The sequence below is a fragment of the Neisseria subflava genome (genome assembly GCF_005221305.1).
Taxonomy (GTDB): Bacteria; Pseudomonadota; Gammaproteobacteria; order Burkholderiales; family Neisseriaceae; genus Neisseria; species Neisseria subflava.
Window position 1 is genome coordinate 2,111,684 of sequence record NZ_CP039887.1, and the last position, 21,959, is coordinate 2,133,642.

The 21,959-nt window shown below is 50.4% G+C and carries 23 protein-coding genes; 9 read left to right on the top strand and 14 right to left on the bottom strand.

All coding sequences use genetic code 11. From position 1 onward, the window contains the following. Positions 1-20: 20 nt before the first annotated feature. Positions 21-440: a CopD family protein gene (locus FAH66_RS10340; RefSeq protein ID WP_137041519.1), complete on the bottom strand. Its 420-nt coding sequence runs from the start codon at positions 438-440 to the stop codon at positions 21-23. Positions 441-674: 234 nt separating this feature from the next. On the opposite strand from FAH66_RS10340, the gene FAH66_RS10345 reads away from it, so the two are divergent. Next, on the top strand, positions 675-938 hold the full coding sequence (locus FAH66_RS10345) for a hypothetical protein (RefSeq protein WP_137041520.1): 264 nt from the start codon (positions 675-677) through the stop codon (positions 936-938). A gap of 66 nt (positions 939-1,004) precedes the next feature. On the opposite strand, the gene FAH66_RS10860 is transcribed toward FAH66_RS10345, so the two are convergent. The 5 genes from FAH66_RS10860 to FAH66_RS10365 form a co-directional block, all read right to left on the bottom strand. Then, complete coding sequence (locus FAH66_RS10860) at positions 1,005-1,148, bottom strand: hypothetical protein (RefSeq protein WP_167480339.1); 144 nt, start codon at positions 1,146-1,148, stop codon at positions 1,005-1,007. Between the two features lie 148 nt (positions 1,149-1,296). After that, positions 1,297-3,333, bottom strand: coding sequence for a M3 family metallopeptidase (locus tag FAH66_RS10350; protein WP_137041521.1), 2,037 nt, complete (start codon positions 3,331-3,333; stop codon positions 1,297-1,299). 121 nt (positions 3,334-3,454) lie between these two features. Then, entirely contained in the window at positions 3,455-4,321 is an 867-nt protein-coding gene (locus tag FAH66_RS10355) for a hypothetical protein (RefSeq protein WP_070631203.1), read from the bottom strand. 67 nt (positions 4,322-4,388) lie between these two features. Next, complete coding sequence (locus FAH66_RS10360; RefSeq protein WP_137041522.1) at positions 4,389-5,252, bottom strand: mechanosensitive ion channel family protein; 864 nt, start codon at positions 5,250-5,252, stop codon at positions 4,389-4,391. Positions 5,253-5,273: 21 nt separating this feature from the next. Then, entirely contained in the window at positions 5,274-5,768 is a 495-nt protein-coding gene (locus FAH66_RS10365; protein ID WP_137041523.1) for a restriction endonuclease, read from the bottom strand. A 290-nt stretch (positions 5,769-6,058) separates the two neighbouring features. Here FAH66_RS10365 and FAH66_RS10370 point away from each other — a divergent pair, with 290 nt between their 5' ends. Further along, the gene (locus tag FAH66_RS10370) at positions 6,059-6,394 is read left to right on the top strand and encodes a hypothetical protein (protein ID WP_137041524.1); all 336 of its coding nucleotides are present in this window, start codon (positions 6,059-6,061) and stop codon (positions 6,392-6,394) included. 346 nt (positions 6,395-6,740) lie between these two features. Here the strand turns inward: FAH66_RS10370 and dnaE are convergent, their stop codons facing one another. Further along, positions 6,741-10,175: a DNA polymerase III subunit alpha gene (dnaE, locus tag FAH66_RS10375; protein ID WP_137041525.1), complete on the bottom strand. Its 3,435-nt coding sequence runs from the start codon at positions 10,173-10,175 to the stop codon at positions 6,741-6,743. A gap of 165 nt (positions 10,176-10,340) precedes the next feature. On the opposite strand from dnaE, the gene FAH66_RS10380 reads away from it, so the two are divergent. After that, positions 10,341-10,574 carry an RNA-binding S4 domain-containing protein gene (locus tag FAH66_RS10380; protein WP_137041632.1) on the top strand — a complete coding sequence of 78 codons (234 nt, stop codon included), beginning with the start codon at positions 10,341-10,343 and terminating at the stop codon, positions 10,572-10,574. Then, positions 10,552-10,770, top strand: a complete 219-nt coding sequence (locus FAH66_RS10385) for a hypothetical protein (RefSeq protein ID WP_137041526.1) — start codon at positions 10,552-10,554, stop codon at positions 10,768-10,770. Before FAH66_RS10380 ends, FAH66_RS10385 begins: the two co-directional genes overlap by 23 nt. Before the next feature lie 101 nt (positions 10,771-10,871). Here FAH66_RS10385 and FAH66_RS10390 read toward each other — a convergent pair whose 3' ends face one another. After that, the gene (locus tag FAH66_RS10390) at positions 10,872-11,243 is read right to left on the bottom strand and encodes a PepSY domain-containing protein (RefSeq protein ID WP_137041527.1); all 372 of its coding nucleotides are present in this window, start codon (positions 11,241-11,243) and stop codon (positions 10,872-10,874) included. 434 nt (positions 11,244-11,677) lie between these two features. Beyond that, entirely contained in the window at positions 11,678-12,319 is a 642-nt protein-coding gene (gene yihA / locus FAH66_RS10395) for a ribosome biogenesis GTP-binding protein YihA/YsxC (RefSeq protein WP_137041528.1), read from the bottom strand. A gap of 215 nt (positions 12,320-12,534) precedes the next feature. On the opposite strand from yihA, the gene FAH66_RS10400 reads away from it, so the two are divergent. From FAH66_RS10400 to rarD, 5 genes are all read left to right on the top strand, one after another. After that, positions 12,535-13,158: a c-type cytochrome gene (locus FAH66_RS10400; RefSeq protein ID WP_049322625.1), complete on the top strand. Its 624-nt coding sequence runs from the start codon at positions 12,535-12,537 to the stop codon at positions 13,156-13,158. Between the two features lie 268 nt (positions 13,159-13,426). After that, entirely contained in the window at positions 13,427-15,379 is a 1,953-nt protein-coding gene (locus FAH66_RS10405; protein WP_167480348.1) for a cytochrome c biogenesis protein ResB, read from the top strand. Continuing rightward, positions 15,372-16,559 (top strand): c-type cytochrome biogenesis protein CcsB, encoded by a 1,188-nt coding sequence (gene ccsB, locus FAH66_RS10410; protein ID WP_137041530.1) that lies wholly within the window; start codon positions 15,372-15,374, stop codon positions 16,557-16,559. Before FAH66_RS10405 ends, ccsB begins: the two co-directional genes overlap by 8 nt. Positions 16,560-16,658: 99 nt before the next feature. Beyond that, on the top strand, positions 16,659-17,729 hold the full coding sequence (gene tsaD / locus FAH66_RS10415) for a tRNA (adenosine(37)-N6)-threonylcarbamoyltransferase complex transferase subunit TsaD (RefSeq protein WP_137041531.1): 1,071 nt from the start codon (positions 16,659-16,661) through the stop codon (positions 17,727-17,729). Between the two features lie 176 nt (positions 17,730-17,905). Then, positions 17,906-18,811 (top strand): EamA family transporter RarD, encoded by a 906-nt coding sequence (rarD, locus tag FAH66_RS10420; protein WP_137041532.1) that lies wholly within the window; start codon positions 17,906-17,908, stop codon positions 18,809-18,811. Positions 18,812-18,900: 89 nt separating this feature from the next. On the opposite strand, the gene murU is transcribed toward rarD, so the two are convergent. The 5 genes from murU to rpsI all read right to left on the bottom strand — a co-directional run bounded on the left by murU (position 18,901) and on the right by rpsI (position 21,957). Continuing rightward, the gene (gene murU, locus FAH66_RS10425; RefSeq protein WP_137041533.1) at positions 18,901-19,596 is read right to left on the bottom strand and encodes an N-acetylmuramate alpha-1-phosphate uridylyltransferase MurU; all 696 of its coding nucleotides are present in this window, start codon (positions 19,594-19,596) and stop codon (positions 18,901-18,903) included. Between the two features lie 86 nt (positions 19,597-19,682). After that, positions 19,683-20,183 (bottom strand): 4-hydroxyphenylacetate 3-monooxygenase, reductase component, encoded by a 501-nt coding sequence (gene hpaC / locus FAH66_RS10430; protein ID WP_137041534.1) that lies wholly within the window; start codon positions 20,181-20,183, stop codon positions 19,683-19,685. 10 nt (positions 20,184-20,193) lie between these two features. After that, the gene (hpaR, locus tag FAH66_RS10435) at positions 20,194-20,631 is read right to left on the bottom strand and encodes a homoprotocatechuate degradation operon regulator HpaR (protein ID WP_003681518.1); all 438 of its coding nucleotides are present in this window, start codon (positions 20,629-20,631) and stop codon (positions 20,194-20,196) included. A gap of 340 nt (positions 20,632-20,971) precedes the next feature. After that, complete coding sequence (locus FAH66_RS10440; RefSeq protein WP_208648073.1) at positions 20,972-21,481, bottom strand: protein disulfide oxidoreductase; 510 nt, start codon at positions 21,479-21,481, stop codon at positions 20,972-20,974. A gap of 83 nt (positions 21,482-21,564) precedes the next feature. Beyond that, positions 21,565-21,957 carry a 30S ribosomal protein S9 gene (gene rpsI, locus FAH66_RS10445; protein ID WP_137041535.1) on the bottom strand — a complete coding sequence of 131 codons (393 nt, stop codon included), beginning with the start codon at positions 21,955-21,957 and terminating at the stop codon, positions 21,565-21,567. Between the last annotated feature and the right edge of the window lie 2 nt (positions 21,958-21,959).

The following is a 21,959-nucleotide window of genomic DNA, read 5'->3' on the forward strand; positions in this document are numbered from 1 at the left end:
CCAAACAGGCCGTCTGAAGATCAAAACGGCTTGAAAACCACCATATAAAGCGCGGCCATCATCATCAATACAGGGAGTTCGTTGAATACCCGATACCAGCGGTGCGAATACACATTGCTGCCGTTTTGAAAACGGCGCAGCAGCAGGCCGCAATAAAGCTGGTAAGCCAAGAGCAGCAAGCCGCACAATAATTTAACCGCCAGCCAGCCGTTGCCCCACCAATTGTTTACAAACCCGATGGCCGCGCCGAATATCAGCGTTCCCCAGCCCAAAGGCGACATAAAGCGGTACAGCCTGCGCGACATATCCGTCAGTCGTATATATTCCACGCTGCCGGGCTCTAATTGCGCCAGATTCACATAAATCCGCGGCAGATAAAACAGTCCGGCAAACCAAGAAATCACAAAAAACACATGCAGCAGCTTAAACCACAAATACATTTCAGACGGCCTCAAAACCTAAAACCATTATTTTATCCGCAATACGGCCCGAGCCAAAACAAAATAGTCAAAACAATCCGATTTAGTGCGCCGCAACAATGTGTTGCAGGCATGATTTTACCCAAAAGCCAAATTGTAAATTTCGCAACAATATGCAAGTTGGGATATGCACAATGCAAAAAACTTGTTAGAATCCTATGCTATTTAATTATAAAAACATTATGGACGGAAAACATGAAACAATTCGAAATCAGCAACAGCGTCAGGAAAGAGCTTAGCAATTACCTGAATACGCACAATCTAAACCTCAAAGCCGCCATGGACAACGAAACAACCAATGGCGAAGTCGCGGCCATCGTTCACGCAGGATTGCCGGCGATGATTCGGAAAATCTATTCTTTGGAAAAAATGAAAACCTTTTTCTGGACGAAAAAAGATTTGATGATGGAATTTATCAATATGCGCTTGGACACCGGCGATAAAAAGGGCAAAAACTAATTTTAGCGTTGGGCAGGGGGAGATAGGAGTTTGAAATGCGGACTTCTGTTTTTCTCAAAAATCTTGTTAGGGGCCGGGCGCACTCATTGTTCCTAATAAGTTTTGATAACCGAAAGGCCGTCTGAAATTCAAATGATAGGGCATGGGAACATGCCCTGTTTTTATGGACGGCTTGTCTGCATTGGGGGAAATATTGAGCTTGGCAATCATTGCGGCGTTCCGCGTTGGGTGGTTTTATCGGCTGAATATTTTTATATTTTTTTTGCTAAACATATTGAATGGATTATAAAAAGGCCGTCTGAAACATTTCAGACGGCCTTTAGCTTTGAATCAGCAATTAAAACGGCGGATTTTCAAATCAAGCAGCGTTGTCAAAACCGCTGTGGCGGAGCAGGGCATCCAGGCTTGGTTCGCGGCCGCGGAAGGCTTTGAAGGATTCTGCTGCACTGCGCGAACCGCCGACGGCCAGTATTTCTTTCCAGAAGCGGCGGCCGGTTTCGGCAACATCGTCGCTTTCTTCAAAAGCGGCATAAGCGTCTGCACTCAAAACTTCCGCCCATGCGTAGCTGTAATAGCCTGCGGCGTAGCCGCCGGCGAAGATATGGCTGAAGCTCAAGGCAAAGCGGTTGTATGCCGGCGGTTGGGTCACGGCGACTTCTTGACGCACTTTGTCCAAGATTTGCGGCCATTCTTTCAGACGGCCTTCATCTTCCTGATGGTAGATTTCCATGTCGAAGAGGGCAAATTCCATTTGACGGACGAGGAACATACCGCGTTGGAAGTTTTTAGCCGCGTGCATTTTGTCGAACAGCTCTTTCGGTAATACTGCGCCGGTTTCTTCGTGCGAGGACATTTGCACCAATACGTCGTATTCCCAAACGAAGTTTTCCATGAATTGGCTAGGCAGCTCGACCGCGTCCCATTCGACGCCGTTGATGCCGGATACGCCCACTTCGTCAACCTGGGTCAACAAGTGGTGCAGGCCGTGGCCGGTTTCATGGAAGAGGGTGATGATTTCGTCGTGGCTCAAACGCGCTTCTTTGTCGCCAACCGGCGGGGTGAAGTTGCAGACGAGGTAGGCGGTCGGCAGTTGCAGCGTACCGTCGGCGAAACGGCGGCGGCCTTTGTAGCCGTCCATCCATGCGCCGCCGCGTTTGCCTTCGCGTGCGTACAAGTCCATGTAAACACCGCCGATGGTTTGGCCGTCTTGTTTCAGCTCGAAATAGCGCACGTCTTTGTGCCAAACGGGGACGGTTTTTTCAGCCAGCTCGATGCCGTAGAGTTTTTTGATTTGGGCAAACAGGCCAGCCAATACTTTACTGATAGGGAAGTATTTTTTTACTTCGGTTTCGCTGAAGGCGTATTTGGCTTGGCGCAGTTTTTCGGCGGCGTAGCTCAAATCCCAAGATTGCGGATTCTCGATATTCAGGCTCTCGCGCGCAAAGGCTTTGATTTCGGCAAAGTCTTTTTCGGCAAACGGTTTGGCGCGGCGAGCAAGGTCGTGCAGGAAATTCAGAACCTGTTCGGGCGTATCCGCCATTTTGGTTGCCAGCGACAGCTCGGCGTAGTTTTTGAAGCCGAGTAGTTTGGCGGTTTTCAGCGCGTTTGCAAGCGTTTGTTCGACGTTGGCTGTGTTGTCGAATTTGCCTTCGTCAGCCAATTCGCTGGCACGGGTAACGTAGGCGCGGTAGATTTGTTCGCGCAGTTCGCGGTTGTCGGCGTATTGGATAACGGCGAGGTAGTGCGGAATCTGCAGGCCGATTTTGTAGCCTGTTTTGCCTTCGCTTTGTGCGGCGGCGGCAAACATGGCGATGGAGTCTTCGGGAATGCCGGCAAGTGGTGCGGCATCGTCAAAGTAAATGCCGAAAGCGTCGGTCGCGTCTTGGACGTTTTGTGCGAATTTAGCACCCAGTTGCGCGCCTTCGGTTTGCAGTTGCGCCAGTTCTGCCTGCTGTTCGGGCGGTAATTCGGCACCGCTGAGGACGAAATCGCGCAAGTCGTGGTTGAGTTTGGTTTGCTGCGCAGGGGAGAGGGTGTCGAATTCGGCAGAGTTTTTGATGATTTTGAAGCGGTTGTACAACTCGATGTCTTGACCGATTTCGGTAAAGAAAATGGTGATTTCAGGCATCAATTCGTTGTATACGGCACGCAGCTCGGGCGTATCGACCACGGAGTTGAGATGGGAAACCACGCTCCAAATGCGGCCGACGCGTTCGGTAATATCGGTCAGTTTTTCGACGGTGTTGGCCCAGTCGGTATGCGTTTGCGCTTTGATGGCGGCGATTTGTTCGCGCGCTTCGGCGATGGCGGTTTGCAGGGCGGGTTTGATGTCTTCGGTTTTAATTTGGTCGAAACGGGGTTCTTCGCCCAAGTGGAGCAGGACGTTGTCGCTCATATGGTTTCTCCTGAATAAGATGGATTCAGACGGCCTTGTGGCCGTCTGAAAAGAAAACGATAGGCGTTATATGGTGGCAGACAGGCAGAATTAAAGTGTCCCGCCTGCCTGTCGGCCAATCTTATTCTGCGCCGCGCGGATTGGCGTGCAACGGTGCAGCCAGTTCGAGGCGCATCGGCGTGCCTTTCGGGGCAAATACGGCATTGGCAATATTGGTTTGCAGGGATTCGGCAAACGAGCCGCGATACACTTTTGCGCCTTGATGGGTCAGGTTGGATTGTACGTCGACGTATACGTCGCCGCCGATTTGACGCCAGAGGTGGCAGAAGGTGTAGTCTTCGGACAGATAGCGTTTGCTTTCCGGATCAACCATGCAGTCGAAGAATCGGTAGTGTAGGCCTTTGTCTTCTCTGTTGTAGTCACTGTCGGAGATGTAGTTCAACTCGGGGTAGGCTGCCATCATTTTTTCAAATACGCTGCGCTTGATAACCATAAAGCCGGTTGGCGCATCATGAACTTTCATAAAACCGTCTTCATCGACTTTCAGTACGATTTCACCGTTTTCATTTTTTTCGCTGGTGTTGACGGTATAAGAAGTGTACATGCGCTCGAAGTCGGCTTGGGTCGTGCCGGCCGGAACGCCTTCTTCAGGCCAATTTTCGCGTTTGAGCGGATAAATGCCTGCCACAACGTCTTTGTCGGCCAAAAGCAGTCGATAGAATGAATCTGGAGAGAAGCCGATGTCGGAGTCAATCCAGAATAAATGCGTCCATTCTTTGTTTTCTAAGAATGTGGCCACGCAGTTGTTGCGTGCGCGCGTAATCAGGCTTTCGCCGCGCTGCATCATTATTTGAAGCGGCAGGCCGTGCGAGGCGTTGGTGTGGACGATGTTCAGAAGCGAGAGGGTGTAGTTGTGGAAATATTTGCCGTCATGGCTGGGGGTCATGATTACAGGGTACATTTCGGCAAGGGCTGATTCGGGCAACATGATTTTTCCTTATTGTTGATTGTGAACCTCGGTATTGTAAGAGATTTGATAGTATACATAAACTGGGCTATTTTAATTTATTGATTAATCGGCATTGCGTGCGTAAGAATTCGTCCAAAATCGCCTGTTGGATTTCCAAGCGTTTGGCCACGGGCGAGGCAAAGCGCACGATGATGTTGTACACCTTATCGTCATGTGGCACGCGGGATACACGCGGCTGGGCGGCGGGCGTGATAAACAATTTTTGGGTTTGCACGTTTTCCAAATGCTGCTTGATGGCAGGGACATAAGGCTCGCACAAGGGCTCAAGAACATCTTTCAGACGGCCTATGATTTCGTCCGAATCCAAATGAATCGGTACGGGGATTTCCACCGTATGAATCACATAATCACCCAAAATATTGTCGCGGCGCACGGTGTGGCTCAGAAGCAGGCTGTTGGGAAACGAGAGCGTTTTGCCGGAAAGCTGGCCAATCAACGGATTTGGGCCTATTTGCATCATCAGCGTGTTCAGCATATTGATATCGACCACCCGTCCGCGCAGGCCGTTGATTTCGATGTAGTCGCCGATGGAATATTGTTTAGTCACTGAGCGCAGGATGCTGCCGGACAAACACATAATCAATTCTTTGGTCGCTACCACAATCGCTGCGGCTACCGCAAACATCGACAACGCCAACGTTTGAATCTGCGCCGCCCAAATCATCGCCAGCCCGAACAAGAGCAGCAGCATGGTGATGTTGCGGCTGACCACCAGCGAACGGCGTTTGTTTTCGATACTCAAATCCGGATGGCTGCGAAAATGTGCCGAAAGTAAGATGCTGCGCCCGGTAATAACGGCCACAATCATCACTACTGACATTAAAACCGATTTGATGATCTCTTCACTGACAGGCAAAGCGTTCAGCCATTCCTGTATGGTGTTCCACATAATACTGTTTCCTTTCCCTTTTTAGGCCGTCTGAAAACCCACGCGTTCAAAAATTTCTGCCGCACACGCTTCCGATACCGCAAACAAAGTTGCCACGCTGCCCAAAGCTCGTTGTGCTGTCACGCTCAAATCATCACGGCATACTTCGCCCAGCCACTCAACCGGCCGTACCAGCGACATTTTTTCATCGTCCCATTGCGGACAATGCACCGCTCCGCCCGTAATCTTGCCGACCCGATAACGGCGCAAAGCAGGCGAGTAGGTCAGTACGGCATCTCCATCAGCCAATTCGTTGACAAACCGCCACATTTGAGCCGCGCCCGATTGCGCCGTTCTCAACTTCACATCCGGCACGGCCGAACGGTAAATATCCGTCAGCTCCTCACGGCCAAAACCTTTTGCCGCCGCTTCTGCCAGCATGGGCCAAGCCAATGCCACCACGCCGCGCTCGAAAAATACGTCATAAAGCACACCTTGAGTGCTGCGAACCATATAAAGTCTGGCTTGTTTTCCCATTGCAGTACCTGTTTGTTTGAAGAACCCATCCCTTTGTTTCCATGTTACCCGTTACGGCTGAAAAATTCGATATTTTGAATGGTCGGAAGGGTTTGAAGTTCTCGCTGAAAATAAATGAATTATAAATGAAAGGCCGTCTGAAAAAATAAAATAGGCTGATATATCAACAGATGATATATCGTAACAATATATTAATAACTGTAAAATTTTTTACGTTTATATCAAAAAAAGATAAGATAAAAAAATCAATCGAGAAAGATTGCTATTCACTGAACATTAGGAGAGAAAAAATGACCTGCAAAACCCACGAACATCATGACCACGTCCACGGCGCAAACTGCGGCCACACTGCCATCAAACACGAAGGCCACGTTGATTATCTGCACGACGGCCACCTGCACCATGAGCACAACGGTCACTACGACGAGCATGCACTGAGCGTCAATGAAACCAACCCTGACGGCTGCCATCCGGTTGACAGCTACCACGGCCACGTTCACGGCGAAGGTTGCGGCCACGAAGCCGTACCGCACGGCGATCATGTTGACTACATCGTCAACGGCCGTCTGCACCACCAACACGGCGACCATTGCGACGACCACGGTCCTGTTGAAATCGTTAAATAAAACTGTTTTTCAGACGGCCTTTAATATGGGGCTTCTATAGAAAAAGGGGGGGGTATTTTCACTCCCTTTGTTTGGTTTGCCCTATATTTAAAACTGCTGCGGCTTACCGCCTCAAAAACTGTATTAAACCAATGTATTTACTGGGTGCTTGACATTGTTTCGGCATTGTCGCTCCCCTTTGTTGTGGGCTATCTTTCCTTATTGGTCAAAGGCTTTATGCAATAAACTTTTCAGATAACCGCTCTATACAATAAGGTCGTCTGAAAGCCGAATATTGATTTATGTTTTTAAAGCGCTTTTTAAATTAAAGGCCGTCTGAACGTGTAGTTTCAGACGGCCTTTAATTTTACCAATTTACACGAACAGCCCTACTGCCGAGCAATGTTTCCAGTTCGTCAAACAAGGCGGTGCTTGGCGTTACCATCCATTTTGGCGCAATTTTCAATTTGCCCGATGCTTTGCCGTTGCTGTACGACAGTTGCAGCGGGATGTGCGACGTGTCGGGCAGGCGGTGTGCGGTGAGGATGGCGGCGAGGCGTGCGATGTCGTGGCCGGGTGCGAGGGCGAGGCTGAGACTGCGGGCGTAGCGTTCGCGCGCCATTTGCAGGGTCATGACTTGGTTGGCCATGATGCGCAACCCGTCGCCGCCGCCGTAGTCGTCGCGGCTAACTTTGGATTCGATAATCAGCACTTGGTCGGATTTGAGGTAGTCGGCGCAGTTTTCCAGCGTGTGGCCGCTGACCATGATTTCCACCAGTCCGCTCAAATCTTCAAGGCTGACGAAGGCGATTTTGCCGCGTTTGCCCATCATGGTGCGCACGGCGGTAACGAATCCGGCGAGGCGCACGCTGTCTTGCGGTTTCAGACGACCTAATTTGGTCGGGGCGATTTGGCGGACTTCTTGGGCATACGGGCCGAACGGGTGGCCGGAGAGGTAGAAGCCGATGACGGTTTTTTCTTCGGCGAGTTTTTCCGATTCGCTCCACATGGGCGCATCGACGAGCTGCACCGGCTCGATGGCGTCTTCCATCATGTCGAAAAGCCCGCCCTGATTGGCGTTGGCGGCTTTTTGGTCGGCGTTGTTCATGGCGAGGTCGATGTTCGCCAAGAGCATGGCGCGGTTGGGTTCGATGCTGTCGAACGCGCCGCCGCGTATCAGGGCTTCGAGGGTGCGGCGGTTCATGTGTTCTTTGCCAACGCGCTCGCAGAAGTCCAAGAGGCCGGTAAACTTGCCGCCGCTTTGCCGCGCGGCGATGATGGATTCGACGGCGGCTTCGCCCGTGCCTTTAATCGCGCCGAGTGCGTAGCGGATTTTCATGTTCGGATACGGCGTGAAGCGGTAGTCGGATTCGTTGATGTCGGGCGGTAGGAACTCGATGCCGTTGGCGCGGCAGTCGTCGTAGAAATGCTTGAGCTGGTCGGTGTTGTCCAATTCAGACGACATGGTTGCCGCCATAAATTCGGCGGGGTAATGGGCTTTGAGCCATGCGGTCTGGTAGGAAATCAGGGCGTAGGCGGCGGCGTGGGATTTGTTGAAACCGTAGCCGGCGAATTTTTCCATGTAGTTGAAGATTTCGTCGGATTTTTCGCGCGAAATGCCTTGCTTTGCCGCGCCTTCGGCGAAGATTTCACGGTGTTTCACCATTTCTTCGGGCTTTTTCTTACCCATGGCGCGGCGCAGCAAGTCCGCGCCGCCGAGCGAGTAGCCGCCGATAATCTGCGCCGCCTGCATCACTTGTTCCTGATACACCATAATGCCGTAGGTCGGCGCGAGGATGCCTTCGAGCAGCGGGTGGATGTATTGGAATTCCTGACCCTTCATACGCGCGACGAAGTCGGGAATATTGTCCATCGGGCCGGGTCGGTAGAGCGATACGAAGGCGATGAGTTCTTCAAACTTGGTGGTGTGCGCCGTTTTCAGCATTTTTTTCATGCCGGTCGACTCGAACTGGAATACGGCGGTGGTGTTCGCATCGCGGAAGATTTTGTAGGCGGCTTGGTCGTCGAGCGGGATTGTGCCGACATCGACAATATCGCCGGTGGTGTTTTTGATGTTGTTCTGCGCCATTTCGATAATGGTCAGGTTGCGCAGACCCAAAAAGTCGAACTTCACCAAACCCACGTCTTCTACGTCGCCTTTGTCGTACATGGATACGGGCGAGGCGGACTCGTCCGCCTGATACACGGGGCTGTAATCGGAAATCTTGCCCGGCGCAATCAACACGCCGCCTGCGTGCATACCCAGACCGCGCGTCAGGTCTTCCAGCTTTTTCGCCAGCGTAATCAGTTCGTCCGCTTCTTCCGCTTCGATCAATTCCTGAATTTGCGGCTCCGCCTTCATCGCGTCGTCCAAACCCAGAGGTTTGTTGGCTTCCAGCGGAATAAGCTTAGACAGTTTGTCGCACAGGGTAAACGGCAGCTCCAGCACGCGCCCCACGTCGCGAATCACCGCTTTGGACGACATCGTGCCGAAAGTAACAATCTGGCTTACCGCCTCCGCGCCGTATTTTTCGCGCACATATTCAATCACGCGCCCGCGGTTTGCCTGACAGAAGTCCACGTCGAAGTCGGGCATGGAGACGCGTTCAGGGTTCAAGAAACGTTCAAACAGCAACGCGTATTTGAGCGGATCAAGGTCGGTAATCTTCAATGAATACGCCACCAGCGAACCTGCACCCGAACCGCGTCCCGGCCCTACCGGACAGCCATGTGTTTTCGCCCAGTTGATAAAGTCTTGTACGATAAGGAAATAGCCGGGGAATTTCATCTGGATGATGATGTTTAACTCAAAATCCAAACGTTCCTGATATTCCGGCATTTTTGCCGCACGTTCCGCCTCGTCGGGATAAAGCTGAACCATGCGTTCCTGCAAGCCCTCGTTGGAGAGTTTCACCAAATAATCATCCAGCGATAGGCCGTCTGGAGTAGGGAAGAGCGGCAGGAAGTTTTTGCCCAATGTGATGTGCAGATTACAGCGTTTGGCGATTTCTACCGTGTTTTCCAAGGCTTCGGGCAAATCGGCGAAACGTTCTGCCATGGTTTCCGGCGGAATGAAAAATTGGCTCGGCGTGAAATCGCGCGGACGTTTTTTGTCCGTCAGCACCCAGCCGCCAGCGATGCACACACGCGCCTCGTGCGCGTTGAAATCATCGCTGCTCATAAACTGTGTTGGATGCGTTGCCACTACCGGTAAGCCCAATTCCTCCGCCAGCTTCACGCTGCCAGAAACGCAAGCCTCCCATTCTGGGCGTTCGGGCAGGCGTTGCAGCTCTAAATAAAACGCATCGGGAAACCACGCCGCATATTTCAACGCCGCTGCACGCGCCGCGTCTTCATTGCCGTTCAACAGATTCACGCCTACTTCGCCGTAATGCGCGCCACTCAAACAAATCAAGCCGCTGTTGTCGCCGTTTTCCAGCCATTCGGGATTGAGTTCCGCATGATGGATATTGCGGTCTTTGCCGACATAGGCCTCCGTCAAAAGCTCGCTCAAGCGCAGATAGCCCGCGTCGTTGCGGATAATCAGCATGGCACGAAACGGCTTGTCGGGCGCATTCGGATTGCCTATCCACACGTCCGCCGCGCCGATGGGCTTAATTCCTGCACCGCGGCAGGCTTTATAGAATTTCACCAAACCGAATTCGTTCATCAAATCGCTGATGCCCAAAGCAGGCAAACCGTATTCCTGCGCTTTGGCAATCAGTTTTTTAATCCGCACCATACCGTCGGTAATCGAGAATTCGGTATGCAGGCGCAGGGGGATGTAGGTCGGCTCGGTCATGGCAAAATCGGCGTGAACAATAAAAGGCGTATTGTAGCAGGGTTGGCAGCTAAAGGCCGTCTGAAAACCAAATGTAATGGGTTTGGATAAAGCAAATCAAACAGAAGGGGGCTTTCTTTCAGACGGCCATGTTAAAATATCGCCATTATTGAAAAGGATTGAATGATGGAAGCAACCGTCTATCTTGAAGACAACGAATACATCGCTTTATGCGACCTGTTGAAACTGGCCGGCCTTGCCGAAAGCGGGGGACAGGCAAAAGCGTTTATCGTCGAAGGGCTGGTATTGCGCAACGGCGAAACCGAAACCCGTAAGACCGCCAAAATACGCGGCGGCGAAGTGATTGAATTTGACGGCGCACGCTTGGAAATTGCCGATGGATACGACCCTGAAGAATAAAGCCGAAGCCATCTTGGGCGAGTCGCTTTTAGACGAACCTGTCCGTCCCGAATCGTGGGAATGTTGTGGCAGCGAATGCGGCGATGCCTGTATTCAGACAATGTATTGGGCGGAAAAAGCCCGCTATGATGCACAACGGCGGAAATTGAAAGAAGCAGGTTGGGTAGGCGGCGAAGATGAGACAAAGGCCGTCTGAAAACGATTGGCTTGATGTAAATCGTGTTTTAAATAATGCTGCATTATAAAGCCAATGCCGTCTGAAAGTTTCAGACGGCATTGGCTTTTTTAAAGTTTAAATTAAGATTGTGTTACCTCGGAAGCGGTTGCATTTTCAGGTGTGCCAGGTGCAGCATCTGCAGGAGCCTGATAATCTGTATTTTGCGATGAAGAGGGCTCGGCATTGTCATGTTTATGATGCTTATCATGTTTACCAAAGTGTCGTTTGTCTTGATCGTCATCTTGTGCTACTGCCAATACTTTGCCGTTTTGAGCATCAACCAAAGCTTCGTATTCAACGCCGTCTTTCAAGATTTCTACTTTGTAACGGCCGCCCAAATGTTGTTTGTATTTGTAATCGACATCTTTAACGACGCCGCCCACTTCTGCTACCGCTGCTGCGGCTGCTTGCTGGCCGGAAACCTTTGCAAACATACCTTCTTTGAAAGCCATGGTACCTGCCGCACCGGCAACGCCCAAACTTGAAGCAATAATACCGGCGATGATGAGTTTTTTGAAATAAAAGCGTTAATGCGTTTCATGATTTTCTTTCCTACTGTGTTGTTGAACGATGAATGCATTCTATGCCTCAACAATTAGCTGAATATGAGCAAAACGCTAAGATGTGCAATTGGTGGCAATATTAAAATTAACATTTTAATAATAATGGAGATAGAAGCCGCGCTTTCAGACGGTCTTGCTGATATATTGTGATGGTATATTTGGCGGAGATTGTGGTTTGCGTGTGAAAACAAAAAAAGCGTGATGAAAAAAAGGGCATGTGTGAGACATGCCCCGAATTAAATGGTAAACGCGATGTTGAGAAACCAAATGACGGAATAAGATTTGCGGTTGGTCAACTTATCTTATTCCGCCTTGTTTTACAATCATTCAGGCGATGCTTCGCCTGAATGATTTTCGATTTCTTCGCGATGCGCGTCAAACCATGAGCCGACCACTTGATTGACTTCGTCCATACCTTGCTTTTTCAGGCTGGAGAACAGTTGAACGCTGATTTTTTGGCGTTCGGTGTAGGGTTTGAGTGATTTTTTAACCGCCGCCAAAGTTTTAATCTGGTCGTTTTTAGACAGCTTGTCTGCTTTTGATAGCAGGATATGCACGGGGCGGCCGGTGATGTGGAAAAAGTCCAGCATTTGAATGTCTAAAGCTTTGAGCGGATGGCGCGAGTCCATAATCAAAATCAGGCCGATCAGTTGGCGGCGTTGTTGCAGGTAGTCGCCCAAGAGTTTGACCCAGTGCGTACGGATGGCCTCCGGTACTTGCGCGTAGCCGTAGCCGGGCAAATCGACCATGAAATTGCCGTTTTCCAGTTCAAAGAAATTGATGTGTTGGGTGCGTCCCGGTGTTTTGGAAACGTAGGCAAGGCGCACATGATTGGTTAAAGTATTGATGGCACTGGATTTTCCTGCATTGCTTCGGCCGACAAAGGCAATCTCGGCCGGCGTGTCGGGCAGGTCTTTCAGATGGTTGACCGTTGTAAAGAATTTGGCGTTTTGAAAAAGATTCATCAGTATTTCCTTGCATGGAAACAAAACTGCAACATCATAATTTGTATCGGGCATTTATGTTGCAGCAGTTTGGTAATTTGAGTAGTAATTTAATGTAAACTTGGTATAGAATAGCACGTTTATAGAATTATCGGTTTTAATCGGGAAAATTCCCCGGTATTTGAGTATAAAAAAGGCATTGACGCGGTACGCAATGCTGTAATCAGGAGCACTCCATGAAACGATTGACTTTATTGGCCTTGGTATTGGCTGCCGGTGCGGTTTCCGCTGCCCCTAAAGCAGATGCTGAAAAAGGCAAACAGGTAGCGACTACTATCTGTGCGGCGTGTCACGCAGCCGATGGTAACAGCGGTATCGCAACTTATCCTAAACTGGCAGGTCAGTTCGCGGCCTACACCTACGGCCAAACCATGGCCATCAAAGACGGTACCCGTACCCACGGTGCTGCCGGTGTGATGAAACCGATGGTGATGAACTTGTCCGAACAAGACATCCGCGACGCTGCCGCCTACTACGCCAAACAACAAGGTAAACCGGGCGAAGCCAATCCTAAAGAAAACCCAGAGCTGGGCGCGAAAATCTATCGCGGCGGCCTGAGCGCTAAAAAACTGCCGGCATGTATGTCTTGCCACGGTCCTAGCGGCGCAGGTATCCCTGGCGGCGGTACTGAAATCCAAGCCTATCCTCGTCTGGGCGGCCAACACAAAGCTTACGTTGTCGAGCAAATGAAAGCTTACCAATCCGGCCAACGCAAAAACGCCATCATGGCCGATATTGCCAACCGCCTGAGCGAAGAAGAGTTGAACGCAGTAGCCAACTTCATCCAAGGTTTGCACTAATTTCGTTTTGAAACGAGCTTATTGATACAGGCCGTCTGAAAACTCTTCAGACGGCCTTAGCCAATATAGGCCGATAAGCCTGATTGTTTTTTTCAAATAGCGACAGCAAGATTTTTACTACAATATGCAGTATTCTTCCTTTCGCATCATAACGTCATTGCAGTCCGTTCCATCGATCGGGTTGCCCCAAGCCGACATTTGAGACATGAGTAAATCTTCATCATCCGTCCCACTTATCCGCAGACCATGGTTTGCCTTTTTCAGCTCCATGCGTTTTGCCGTCGCCCTGCTCAGCCTGTTGGGCGTGGCTTCGATTATCGGTACGGTCTTGCAGCAAAACCAGCCACAAGTTGATTATTTGGTGAAATTCGGCCCGTTTTGGTCGCAGATTTTCGGCTTTTTGGGTCTGTACGACGTGTACGCCTCGGCGTGGTTCGTTGTCATCATGATGTTTTTGGTGATTTCCACCGGATTGTGCCTGATTCGCAATGTTCCGCCGTTTTTGCGCGAGATTCGTTCCTTCCGTGAAAACGCGAAGGAGAAATCACTGGCGGCAATGCGCCATTCCATCGTTTTAGACGGACAGGTAACGCCCGAAGTCGCACAACGATATTTGGAAGTACAAGGCTACGGCTGTAAAACCGTTACGCGTGAAGACGGCTCGGTTTTGGTGGCGGCGAAAAAAGGCGCGATGAATAAATGGGGCTATATTTTTGCCCATGTCGCGCTGATTGTGATTTGTTTGGGCGGTTTGATAGACAGCAATATCCTGCTGAAAATCGGTATGCTCACCGGCCAAGTCGTGCCGGACAATACGGCGGTTTACGCTAAAGACTTTAAGCCAGAAAGCGTGTTGGGAGAATCCAACCTGTCGTTTAGGGGCAATGTCAATATTGCGGAAGGGCAGAGCGCGGACGTGGTGTTTCTGAATGCGGATAACGGCATGCTGGTACAGGACCTGCCGTTTTCGGTTAAATTAAAGAAATTCCATATCGACTTTTACGATACCGGTATGCCGCGTGATTTTGCCAGCGACTTGGAAATAACGGACAAGGCAACCGGCAAAGTCAGCGAACACACTATCCGCGTCAACCATCCTTTGACGCTGCACGGTATTACGGTTTATCAGGCAAGTTTTGCCGATGGCGGCTCGGACTTGACGTTTAAAGCGTGGAATCTGGCCGATGCTGACCGTACTCCGGTTAAACTCAAAGCAACGTCTATGCGCGAGTTTCCGCTGGATTTGGGCAAGACCTCTTATAAACTGGAATTTGACCAGTTTACTTCGATGAACGTCGAAGACATGAGCGAGCCGTCTGAAAAAGAGCAAAACTTGAAATCCGCCATCAATGATGTTCGCTCTGTCCGTCAAGAAGGCAAAAAATACACAAATATCGGCCCTTCTATCGTTTACCGTATCCGCGACAAAGCAGGGCAGGCGGTCGAATATAAAAACTATATGTTGCCGGTAAAACAAGATGAAGACTATTTTTTCATTACCGGCACACGCAGCGGCTTGGCGCAGCAATACCGCTGGTTGCGCATTCCGATGGATAAAAACGGCCAAATCGACACCTTTATGGCTTTACGCCAATATCTGAAAGACGATGCGGCACGCCGTAAAACTGTTGCCAATGCCGTTAAAGGCGCGCCTGCCGAAATCCGTGAGCAATTCATGGCGGCGGCGGAAAACACCTTGTCTATTTTTGCCAAAGGCGGCTATTTGGCTTTGGACGAATTTGTTACCACCAATCTTCCGAAAGAGCAGCAGGAAAAAATGCAGGGCTATTTCTATGAGATGCTCTATGGCGTGATGAATGCCGCTTTGGAAGATACGATCAGCACATACAATCTGCCGGCTTGGCCGCAAGATGAAAAACGCAACCGTTTCCTGCTGCATGCAATGGATGCTTACACCGGTTTGACCGAATATCCCGCGCCGATGCTGTTGCAACTGGAAAGTTTTACCGAAGTACGCTCTTCCGGCCTGCAGATGACCCGTTCTCCGGGCGCATTCTTGGTGTATTTGGGTTCGGTATTGCTGGTGTTGGGTACGGTGTTTATGTTCTATATTCGTGAAAAACGTGCTTGGCTGCTGTTTTCAGACGGCCGTATCCGTTTTGCCATGTCTTCCAGCCGCAACGAACGCGACTTGCAGAAAGAATTTCCGCAACACACACGGCAATTGCAGCAGCTTGCCAAGGATTTGAACCATGAATAACAAACATCAGGCCTTGCCCGAGCATGAGCTTCTGACACATAAATCATTTATCCGAAACCTCAACCTTTTCGACTGGGCATTCGCGCTGCTGATTGCAGTCGGCGCGTTTATTGCCCAAACCCAGGCCGGTCTGCACATGGACATTTACGAAATGGTAATTTTGTGGGTGAGTGCCGGTATTGCCGTTTTTCTGGGTTGGTTTTTCAAACCGATGCGCTGGTTTATCCCTTTAGGCGTGTGCTTGGCGTATTTTGCCGTTGATTTGTATGGCGGCGACATCAAACGTGCAGACGGATTCCTGCTCAAATACCTGTTAAGCAGCCAGTCGGCGATTATGTGGCAATGCGCGTTTGTGTTCTTCGCCTTGTTTGCCTATATCGTCGGCGCGATAGCGGCGGTACGCAAAAATGTGCCGTCCAATACGCTTTTGGGCATGGGTACCGTGTTTGCATGGGTTTCTGCGGTGGCGGGCTTTGTCGGTTTGCTGGTGCGCTGGCATGAAAGCTATCTGCTGCGTCCCGATGCCGGCCATATTCCGGTTTCCAACCTTTACGAAGTATTTATCTTGTTCTTGGTCATTACGGCGCTGATGTACCTCTATTACGAAGGTCGTTTTGCCGTACAAAAACTGGGCGGCTTCGTCTTCAGCTTTATGGCGATTGTGGTCGGATTTGTCTTGTGGTACAGCGTTTCACGCGAGGCGCATGCCATTCAGCCGCTAATTCCTGCTTTGCAGTCTTGGTGGATGAAAATCCACGTTCCGGCCAACTTTATCGGCTACGGCGCATTCTGTATCGCCGCCATGCTGGGTTTTGCCGAACTGCTGGCACTCAGAAAAGAAGATGCAGGCAAAAAATCATGGCTGCCGCAATCTCAAGTCATTGAAGAAGTCATGTACAAAGCGATTGCCGTCGGTTTCTTGTTCTTTACCATTGCCACCATTCTCGGCGCATTGTGGGCGGCCGACGCGTGGGGTCGCTATTGGAGCTGGGACCCGAAAGAAACTTGGGCATTTATCGTTTGGCTGAATTACGCTGTCTGGTTGCATTTGCGACTGGTGGCAGGCTGGCGCGGCAGGGTGTTGGCTTGGTGGGCAGTCATCGGCCTGATCATTACCGCCTTTGCCTTTATCGGTGTGAATATGTTCTTAAGCGGTCTGCATTCTTACGGCACTTTGTAAGCAGCCTATCTCGCACTTTATTTCAGACGGCCTTTTTCCGTTTTCGGAGAAAACGCCGTCTGAATCTTTTTTAATCATTTTTTCAGACGGCCTCAAACCATGTTGGTATTAGGAATTGAATCATCTTGCGACGAAACCGGCGTTGCGCTCTACGATACCGAGCGCGGCCTGTTGGCGCATCATTTGCACACACAAATGGCGATGCACGCCGAATATGGCGGCGTTGTCCCCGAATTGGCCAGCCGCGACCATATCCGCCGTGTCGTGCCGTTGACGCAAGGTTGCTTGAAGGAAGCTGGCGTAGGCTATGCCGATATTGACGCGGTTGCCTTTACGCAAGGCCCGGGCTTGGGCGGCGCATTGCTGGCCGGTTCAGGCTTCGCCAATGCCTTGGCATTTGCCATCGGTAAGCCCGTTATCCCCGTTCACCATCTTGAAGGCCATTTGCTCTCGCCTTTGTTGGCAGACGACAAGCCTGAATTTCCATTTGTCGCTTTGCTGGTTTCGGGCGGACATACGCAATTTATGGCTGTACGCGGTATCGGCGATTACACTTTGTTGGGTGAGAGCGTAGACGATGCGGCAGGCGAGGCGTTTGATAAAACGGCCAAGCTTTTGGGTTTGCCTTATCCCGGCGGTGCCAAATTGTCCGAGCTGGCCAAACTCGGCATACCTGATACTTTCACGTTCCCACGCCCCATGCTCCATTCGCACGATTTGCAGATGAGCTTTTCCGGTTTGAAAACCGCCGTTTTAACCGCTGTCGAAAAAGTCCGCGCCGAAACCGGCAGCGATGAAATTCCCGAACAGACGCGTAACGATATTTGCCGCGCCTTCCAAGATGCGGTGGTTGACGTATTGGCGGCCAAAGCCAAAAAAGCGTTGTTGGATACCGGCTTCAGAACTTTGGTGGTTGCCGGCGGTGTGGGTGCAAACTGGAAACTGCGTGATGAATTTTCGCGCTTAACCGTCAAAATGCCGTCTGAAAAAGGCAAATCTAAACCTCAGGAAGAAAAAATCAACGTCTATTTCCCGCCGATGGCATATTGCACCGACAACGGCGCAATGATTGCCTTTGCCGGCGCGATGCGTCTTGCCGAGCGTCAGGCTGTCGGCGCATTCAATGTCAAGCCGCGCTGGCCGCTGTCGGATATTGTGAAGCAGGGTTGATGCATTAGACTGCTTCGATGTAATGAAAGGCCGTCTGAAAACCTGAAGACAGGGTTTTCAGACGGCCTTTAATGAAATAGATGTTTGCGGTACAACTTCATTCAAAAAGATGAGTAATTTTTTCATCCGTTTTTTCTACAATATTAACTTTGATTGATTGCAAAAGGCCGTCTGAAATGACGAATTTATCCAAAGGTTTGCTGGCTGCGGTAGCATCCAATTTGTTGTTTTCCATGCTGTTTTTGTACGGAATGTGGATGAGGCCGATGACGGGGACGGAGGTGTTTGCCTGGCGCATGGTCGCCATGCTGTCGGCTTTGTGCGTACTGATGACGATGGTCAACGGTTGGCAGGCGGCAATGCGTTTTGCTTATGGCGTCGGCCGGGATTGGAAACGGTGGCTGCTGATTGTATTGCCGACGCCGATATTTGCCAGCCAGTTGTGGCTGTTTGTCTGGGGGCCGGTCAATGGGGAAGGGGTAAACATTGCCATGGGTTATTTCCTGTTTCCTTTGGCGATGATGCTGGGCGGACGGATTTGGTTTAAAGAGCGTTTGAACCGGTTGCAGAGGGTGGCGGTAATCTTGGCGTGTGCAGGCGTGGCATGTGAATTGGTGCGGTCGGGCGCGTTTTCGTGGACGACTGTATGGGTGTTCGGTACTTATCCGTTTTATTATCTGCTGCGCCGCAAGCTGGGCGTGCCTTCCTTAATCGGGCTGACCTTTGATTTGATGATGATTACGCCGTTTGCGTTGGCGTATATTGTGCTGGCAACGGATACGCCGGCGATGATTGCGGCCAAACCGGTTTTAATCTTTTTTATTGTGTTGCTGGGTTTTAATAGTGCAATATCCATGCATTTGAATTTGAAGGCGAATCAATTGCTGCTGGTGGCAGTGTTCGGCATGTTGAGCTATTTGGAGCCTGTATTGCTTTTTATTGTGTCGATTGTATGGCTGGACGAGCCGGTGCAGGGCGGCGCATTGATCGGCTACGGACTGATTTGGTCGGGATTGTGCGTGATGATTGCCAATGGCCTGTTAGGAATGAAGCAAGAAAAGAAATGGGCAAAGCTTGATTGATGGATTGAGGCCGTCTGAAAATGGTTTGATCAATGTTTTCAGACGGCCTTGAATATTAAAAGGGGCGTATCGGATACGTCCCTTTTGTTTTACCAGCTTTGGGCGATACGGTCGGCTTCTTGCAGGCGTTCGACTGTGCCGACGTCCAACCAAAGGCCGTTGTGGTGTTCGCCGCTGATTTGGTTTTGGCTCATGGCTTGACGCAACAGAGGGGCAAGCTTGGCAGCCTGGTGTGCCGGGGTGTCTTTGAAAAGCGCGGGATGATAAACGCCCACGCCGCTGAAAGTCAGGGCTTGGCCGTCTGTTGATGAGGCGGATACCAGGCCGTCTGAAAGCAGGCCGAAGTCGCCTTCGGGATGATGGGGCGGATTGTCCACCAGCCACAAATGGGCGAGAAGGTTGTGTTTCTGTATGCGCTGGGCAGCCAGTCGTGCAGCTTGGAAATCAATGTCGGTCAACACGTCGCCATTGACGACCAAAAACGGCTCGTTGCCCAAAAGCGGCAGGGCGGTGGCAATGCCTCCGGCAGTTTCCAGGCCTCCGGCGCGCTCGGGAGAATAGGCAATGTGTACGCCGTAGGCTGAACCGTCTTTCAAGGTGTCTTCGATTTGCTGGCCAAGCCAGGCATGGTTGATGACGATTTCAGTGAATCCGGCCTGTTTCAGGCGGCGCAAGTGCCAACCGATAAGCGGCGTGCCTGCTACTTCGAGTAAGGGTTTGGGCGTGTGGTCGGTCAAGGGGCGCATGCGTTCGCCGCGACCGGCGGCCAGTATCATTGCTTTCATGGGTGTGCCTATAATGTGTGAAACAGAAAAAGTCTCAGGCCGTCTGAAAAATGAAACTGATGTTTCAGACGGCCTGAGACCTTTATTTATGCCAAAGATTTGAATTGCCTACGGAAATACAGCAATGCCGGTGCTTGTGTATCGGTATTGCGGATTTCGTTGATCTGAACGAAAAAGACGCAATGCGTGCCGATTTCGCGTTGGTCGACAATGCTGCCGTGAAGATGCGCCAGCGCGCCTTCGACTTCGAGCTGCCCGGTTTGCCCTCTATGCCAAATATGGTATTCGAAGCGTTCTTCGGGTGAGAGGTCGGTCAGTCCGGCAAAGTGTTCGGCGATATCCTGCTGGCTGTCGTTGAGCGTGTTGATGCACAAATCACGATTGCCTTGCAGGATGGGAATGATGGCGGATTGGCGGTTGATGCACAGCATGACCGTCGGCGGCTCGTCGGTAACGGCAGTTACGGCAGTCATGGTAATGCCATAGCGTCCCGCTTCGCCGTCTGTCGTGATGACGTGCACGCCGGCGGCACAGGAGGCCATGGCCTCTCGAAATGGTCTCTTGAGTGTGTGTGTTGAGTCTGTCATCCGGCTTTCTTTATTTTAATGCCTGTTCGATTTTTGCCAGCTCTGCCAAGAGTTCTTTGAGTTGTGCCATTTTTTCTTTGGATAGAACTTTTTCAATCGCATCGTAGCGTTCGTCAACCAATGCGCCGGTGGATTCATAGAGTTTCTCACCTTCGGGCGTCAGTTTCAGGTAAACACGACGTTGGTCGTTGGAAGGCTTCAGGCGGACGGCCAAACCTGCTTTTTCCAAGCGGGTCAGAATGCCGGTCAGGCTGGGGCGAAGGATGCAGGCCTGATTGGCCAAATCTTGAAAGTCGAGTGTGCCGTTTTCCGCTAAGAGCCGGATGATACGCCATTGCTGGTCGGTAATATTGGCTTGGTTCAGAATAGGGCGGAATTGGGTCATCAATGCTTCCCGCGCCTGAATCAGACCGATATTGATAGATGCATGTTTAGATTGGTTGGGCATTACTAAGTCTCCGGTGTTATCAAAAATCAAACCGTTGAAGCGTGAGGTAGATTGATAAAGGCGAATATTGCTGTTTTAAGTCTGCCGTCGGCAGCCGGGTTTATGGGAACAAAAGCATCACTGCCACAATATTAGATGAAGATCTCTAACAGTTTGTTTTGATAATAATGTTTCCAATTGTTCTTATGGTTATATCTTAGTCTATTTTCTTTATAATCTCAACAAAATCATATGTTATTGGGAAAGAGATAGTTTATTTATTTATGAAATGGAATTGTTTGAATATATTCAGGTGAAATTATTCTTTAGATTCTCAATTTTTAGTGGATTTTCAAAGAATTTAGCTGAAGATATTTGCCAAGTAAACCCTGATTTTTAAGCCGATAGAACTGGAAAGGCCGGATGTGTGATGAATCATTTTGCCATCTTTTAATATGATAATGGTTGGGGTGACGGCTATATTCCATTTTTGAGCCATCAGGCCGTCTGAATCATTGAAGTTTGGAAAGGATAGATTGTTTTGTTGCATATGGCGGGCAATGTCCGCATCGCTTCCGGAGCGCAAGGCTACGCCCAGTGTTGGGATATTGTCTTGGTGCAGCTTTTCTATGGTGGACGATGTGTATGAACAAATATGACACCAGCTGCCCCAAAAATAAACGATGGCAACCCGATTTTGACTGAAGGATTGAAGGGAAGTGGTTTGCCCATCAGTTAAAGTCAGTGTTTGTGCTGCCGACTGCAAGGGTTGGTCAGGCTTGCGCACCCAGTCGACAATCAGGGATAAGAAGATGAAGATAATCACAGCCTGAAGCAATGATTTGGCATAGTGGAGCAGGGTTTTCATCATATATTGCGGGGTATTGGATTATTGTTTTATAAATGAAAAAAGCCTTGCAGAGCAAGGCTTTTTGATTCGATTCTGAAAACGTATTAACGTTTGGAGAATTGTTTTGCACGACGTGCTTTGCGCAAACCAGGTTTTTTACGTTCAACTTCACGAGCATCGCGAGTAACGAAGCCTGCTTGAGACAGAGCTGGTTTCAGGGTTGCGTCGAAGTCGATCAGGGCGCGGGTGATGCCGTGACGGATAGCGCCGGATTGACCGGTTTCGCCACCACCGGTTACGTTAACTTTGATGTCGAAAGATTCGGCATTTTCAGTCAGAACCAGAGGTTGACGTACAACCATGCGGCTGGTTTCACGTGCGAAGAATTCGTCAACGGGACGGCCGTTTACGATGATTTGGCCGGTACCTTTAGTCAAGAATACACGAGCCACTGAACTTTTGCGGCGGCCTGTGCCGTAGTAGTATTTACCGTTCATGT

What these genes read in the sequence shown, in the direction of transcription:
- dnaE (WP_137041525.1), bottom strand. Translation starts at nt 10,175, where the DNA reads ATGACCGAGCCGACCTACATCCCCCTGCGCCTGCATACCGAATTCTCG.
- FAH66_RS10350 (WP_137041521.1), bottom strand. Translation starts at nt 3,333, where the DNA reads ATGAGCGACAACGTCCTGCTCCACTTGGGCGAAGAACCCCGTTTCGAC.
- FAH66_RS10340 (WP_137041519.1), bottom strand. Translation starts at nt 440, where the DNA reads ATGTATTTGTGGTTTAAGCTGCTGCATGTGTTTTTTGTGATTTCTTGG.
- tsaD (WP_137041531.1), top strand. Translation starts at nt 16,659, where the DNA reads ATGTTGGTATTAGGAATTGAATCATCTTGCGACGAAACCGGCGTTGCG.
- FAH66_RS10345 (WP_137041520.1), top strand. Translation starts at nt 675, where the DNA reads ATGAAACAATTCGAAATCAGCAACAGCGTCAGGAAAGAGCTTAGCAAT.
- FAH66_RS10405 (WP_167480348.1), top strand. Translation starts at nt 13,427, where the DNA reads ATGCGTTTTGCCGTCGCCCTGCTCAGCCTGTTGGGCGTGGCTTCGATT.
- yihA (WP_137041528.1), bottom strand. Translation starts at nt 12,319, where the DNA reads ATGAATCTTTTTCAAAACGCCAAATTCTTTACAACGGTCAACCATCTG.
- FAH66_RS10400 (WP_049322625.1), top strand. Translation starts at nt 12,535, where the DNA reads ATGAAACGATTGACTTTATTGGCCTTGGTATTGGCTGCCGGTGCGGTT.
- ccsB (WP_137041530.1), top strand. Translation starts at nt 15,372, where the DNA reads ATGAATAACAAACATCAGGCCTTGCCCGAGCATGAGCTTCTGACACAT.
- FAH66_RS10385 (WP_137041526.1), top strand. Translation starts at nt 10,552, where the DNA reads ATGGATACGACCCTGAAGAATAAAGCCGAAGCCATCTTGGGCGAGTCG.
- FAH66_RS10355 (WP_070631203.1), bottom strand. Translation starts at nt 4,321, where the DNA reads ATGTTGCCCGAATCAGCCCTTGCCGAAATGTACCCTGTAATCATGACC.
- rpsI (WP_137041535.1), bottom strand. Translation starts at nt 21,957, where the DNA reads ATGAACGGTAAATACTACTACGGCACAGGCCGCCGCAAAAGTTCAGTG.
- rarD (WP_137041532.1), top strand. Translation starts at nt 17,906, where the DNA reads ATGACGAATTTATCCAAAGGTTTGCTGGCTGCGGTAGCATCCAATTTG.
- FAH66_RS10390 (WP_137041527.1), bottom strand. Translation starts at nt 11,243, where the DNA reads ATGGCTTTCAAAGAAGGTATGTTTGCAAAGGTTTCCGGCCAGCAAGCA.
- FAH66_RS10360 (WP_137041522.1), bottom strand. Translation starts at nt 5,252, where the DNA reads ATGTGGAACACCATACAGGAATGGCTGAACGCTTTGCCTGTCAGTGAA.
- FAH66_RS10380 (WP_137041632.1), top strand. Translation starts at nt 10,341, where the DNA reads ATGGAAGCAACCGTCTATCTTGAAGACAACGAATACATCGCTTTATGC.
- murU (WP_137041533.1), bottom strand. Translation starts at nt 19,596, where the DNA reads ATGAAAGCAATGATACTGGCCGCCGGTCGCGGCGAACGCATGCGCCCC.
- hpaC (WP_137041534.1), bottom strand. Translation starts at nt 20,183, where the DNA reads ATGACAGACTCAACACACACACTCAAGAGACCATTTCGAGAGGCCATG.
- FAH66_RS10370 (WP_137041524.1), top strand. Translation starts at nt 6,059, where the DNA reads ATGACCTGCAAAACCCACGAACATCATGACCACGTCCACGGCGCAAAC.
- FAH66_RS10365 (WP_137041523.1), bottom strand. Translation starts at nt 5,768, where the DNA reads ATGGGAAAACAAGCCAGACTTTATATGGTTCGCAGCACTCAAGGTGTG.
- hpaR (WP_003681518.1), bottom strand. Translation starts at nt 20,631, where the DNA reads ATGCCCAACCAATCTAAACATGCATCTATCAATATCGGTCTGATTCAG.
- FAH66_RS10440 (WP_208648073.1), bottom strand. Translation starts at nt 21,481, where the DNA reads ATGATGAAAACCCTGCTCCACTATGCCAAATCATTGCTTCAGGCTGTG.
- FAH66_RS10860 (WP_167480339.1), bottom strand. Translation starts at nt 1,148, where the DNA reads ATGATTGCCAAGCTCAATATTTCCCCCAATGCAGACAAGCCGTCCATA.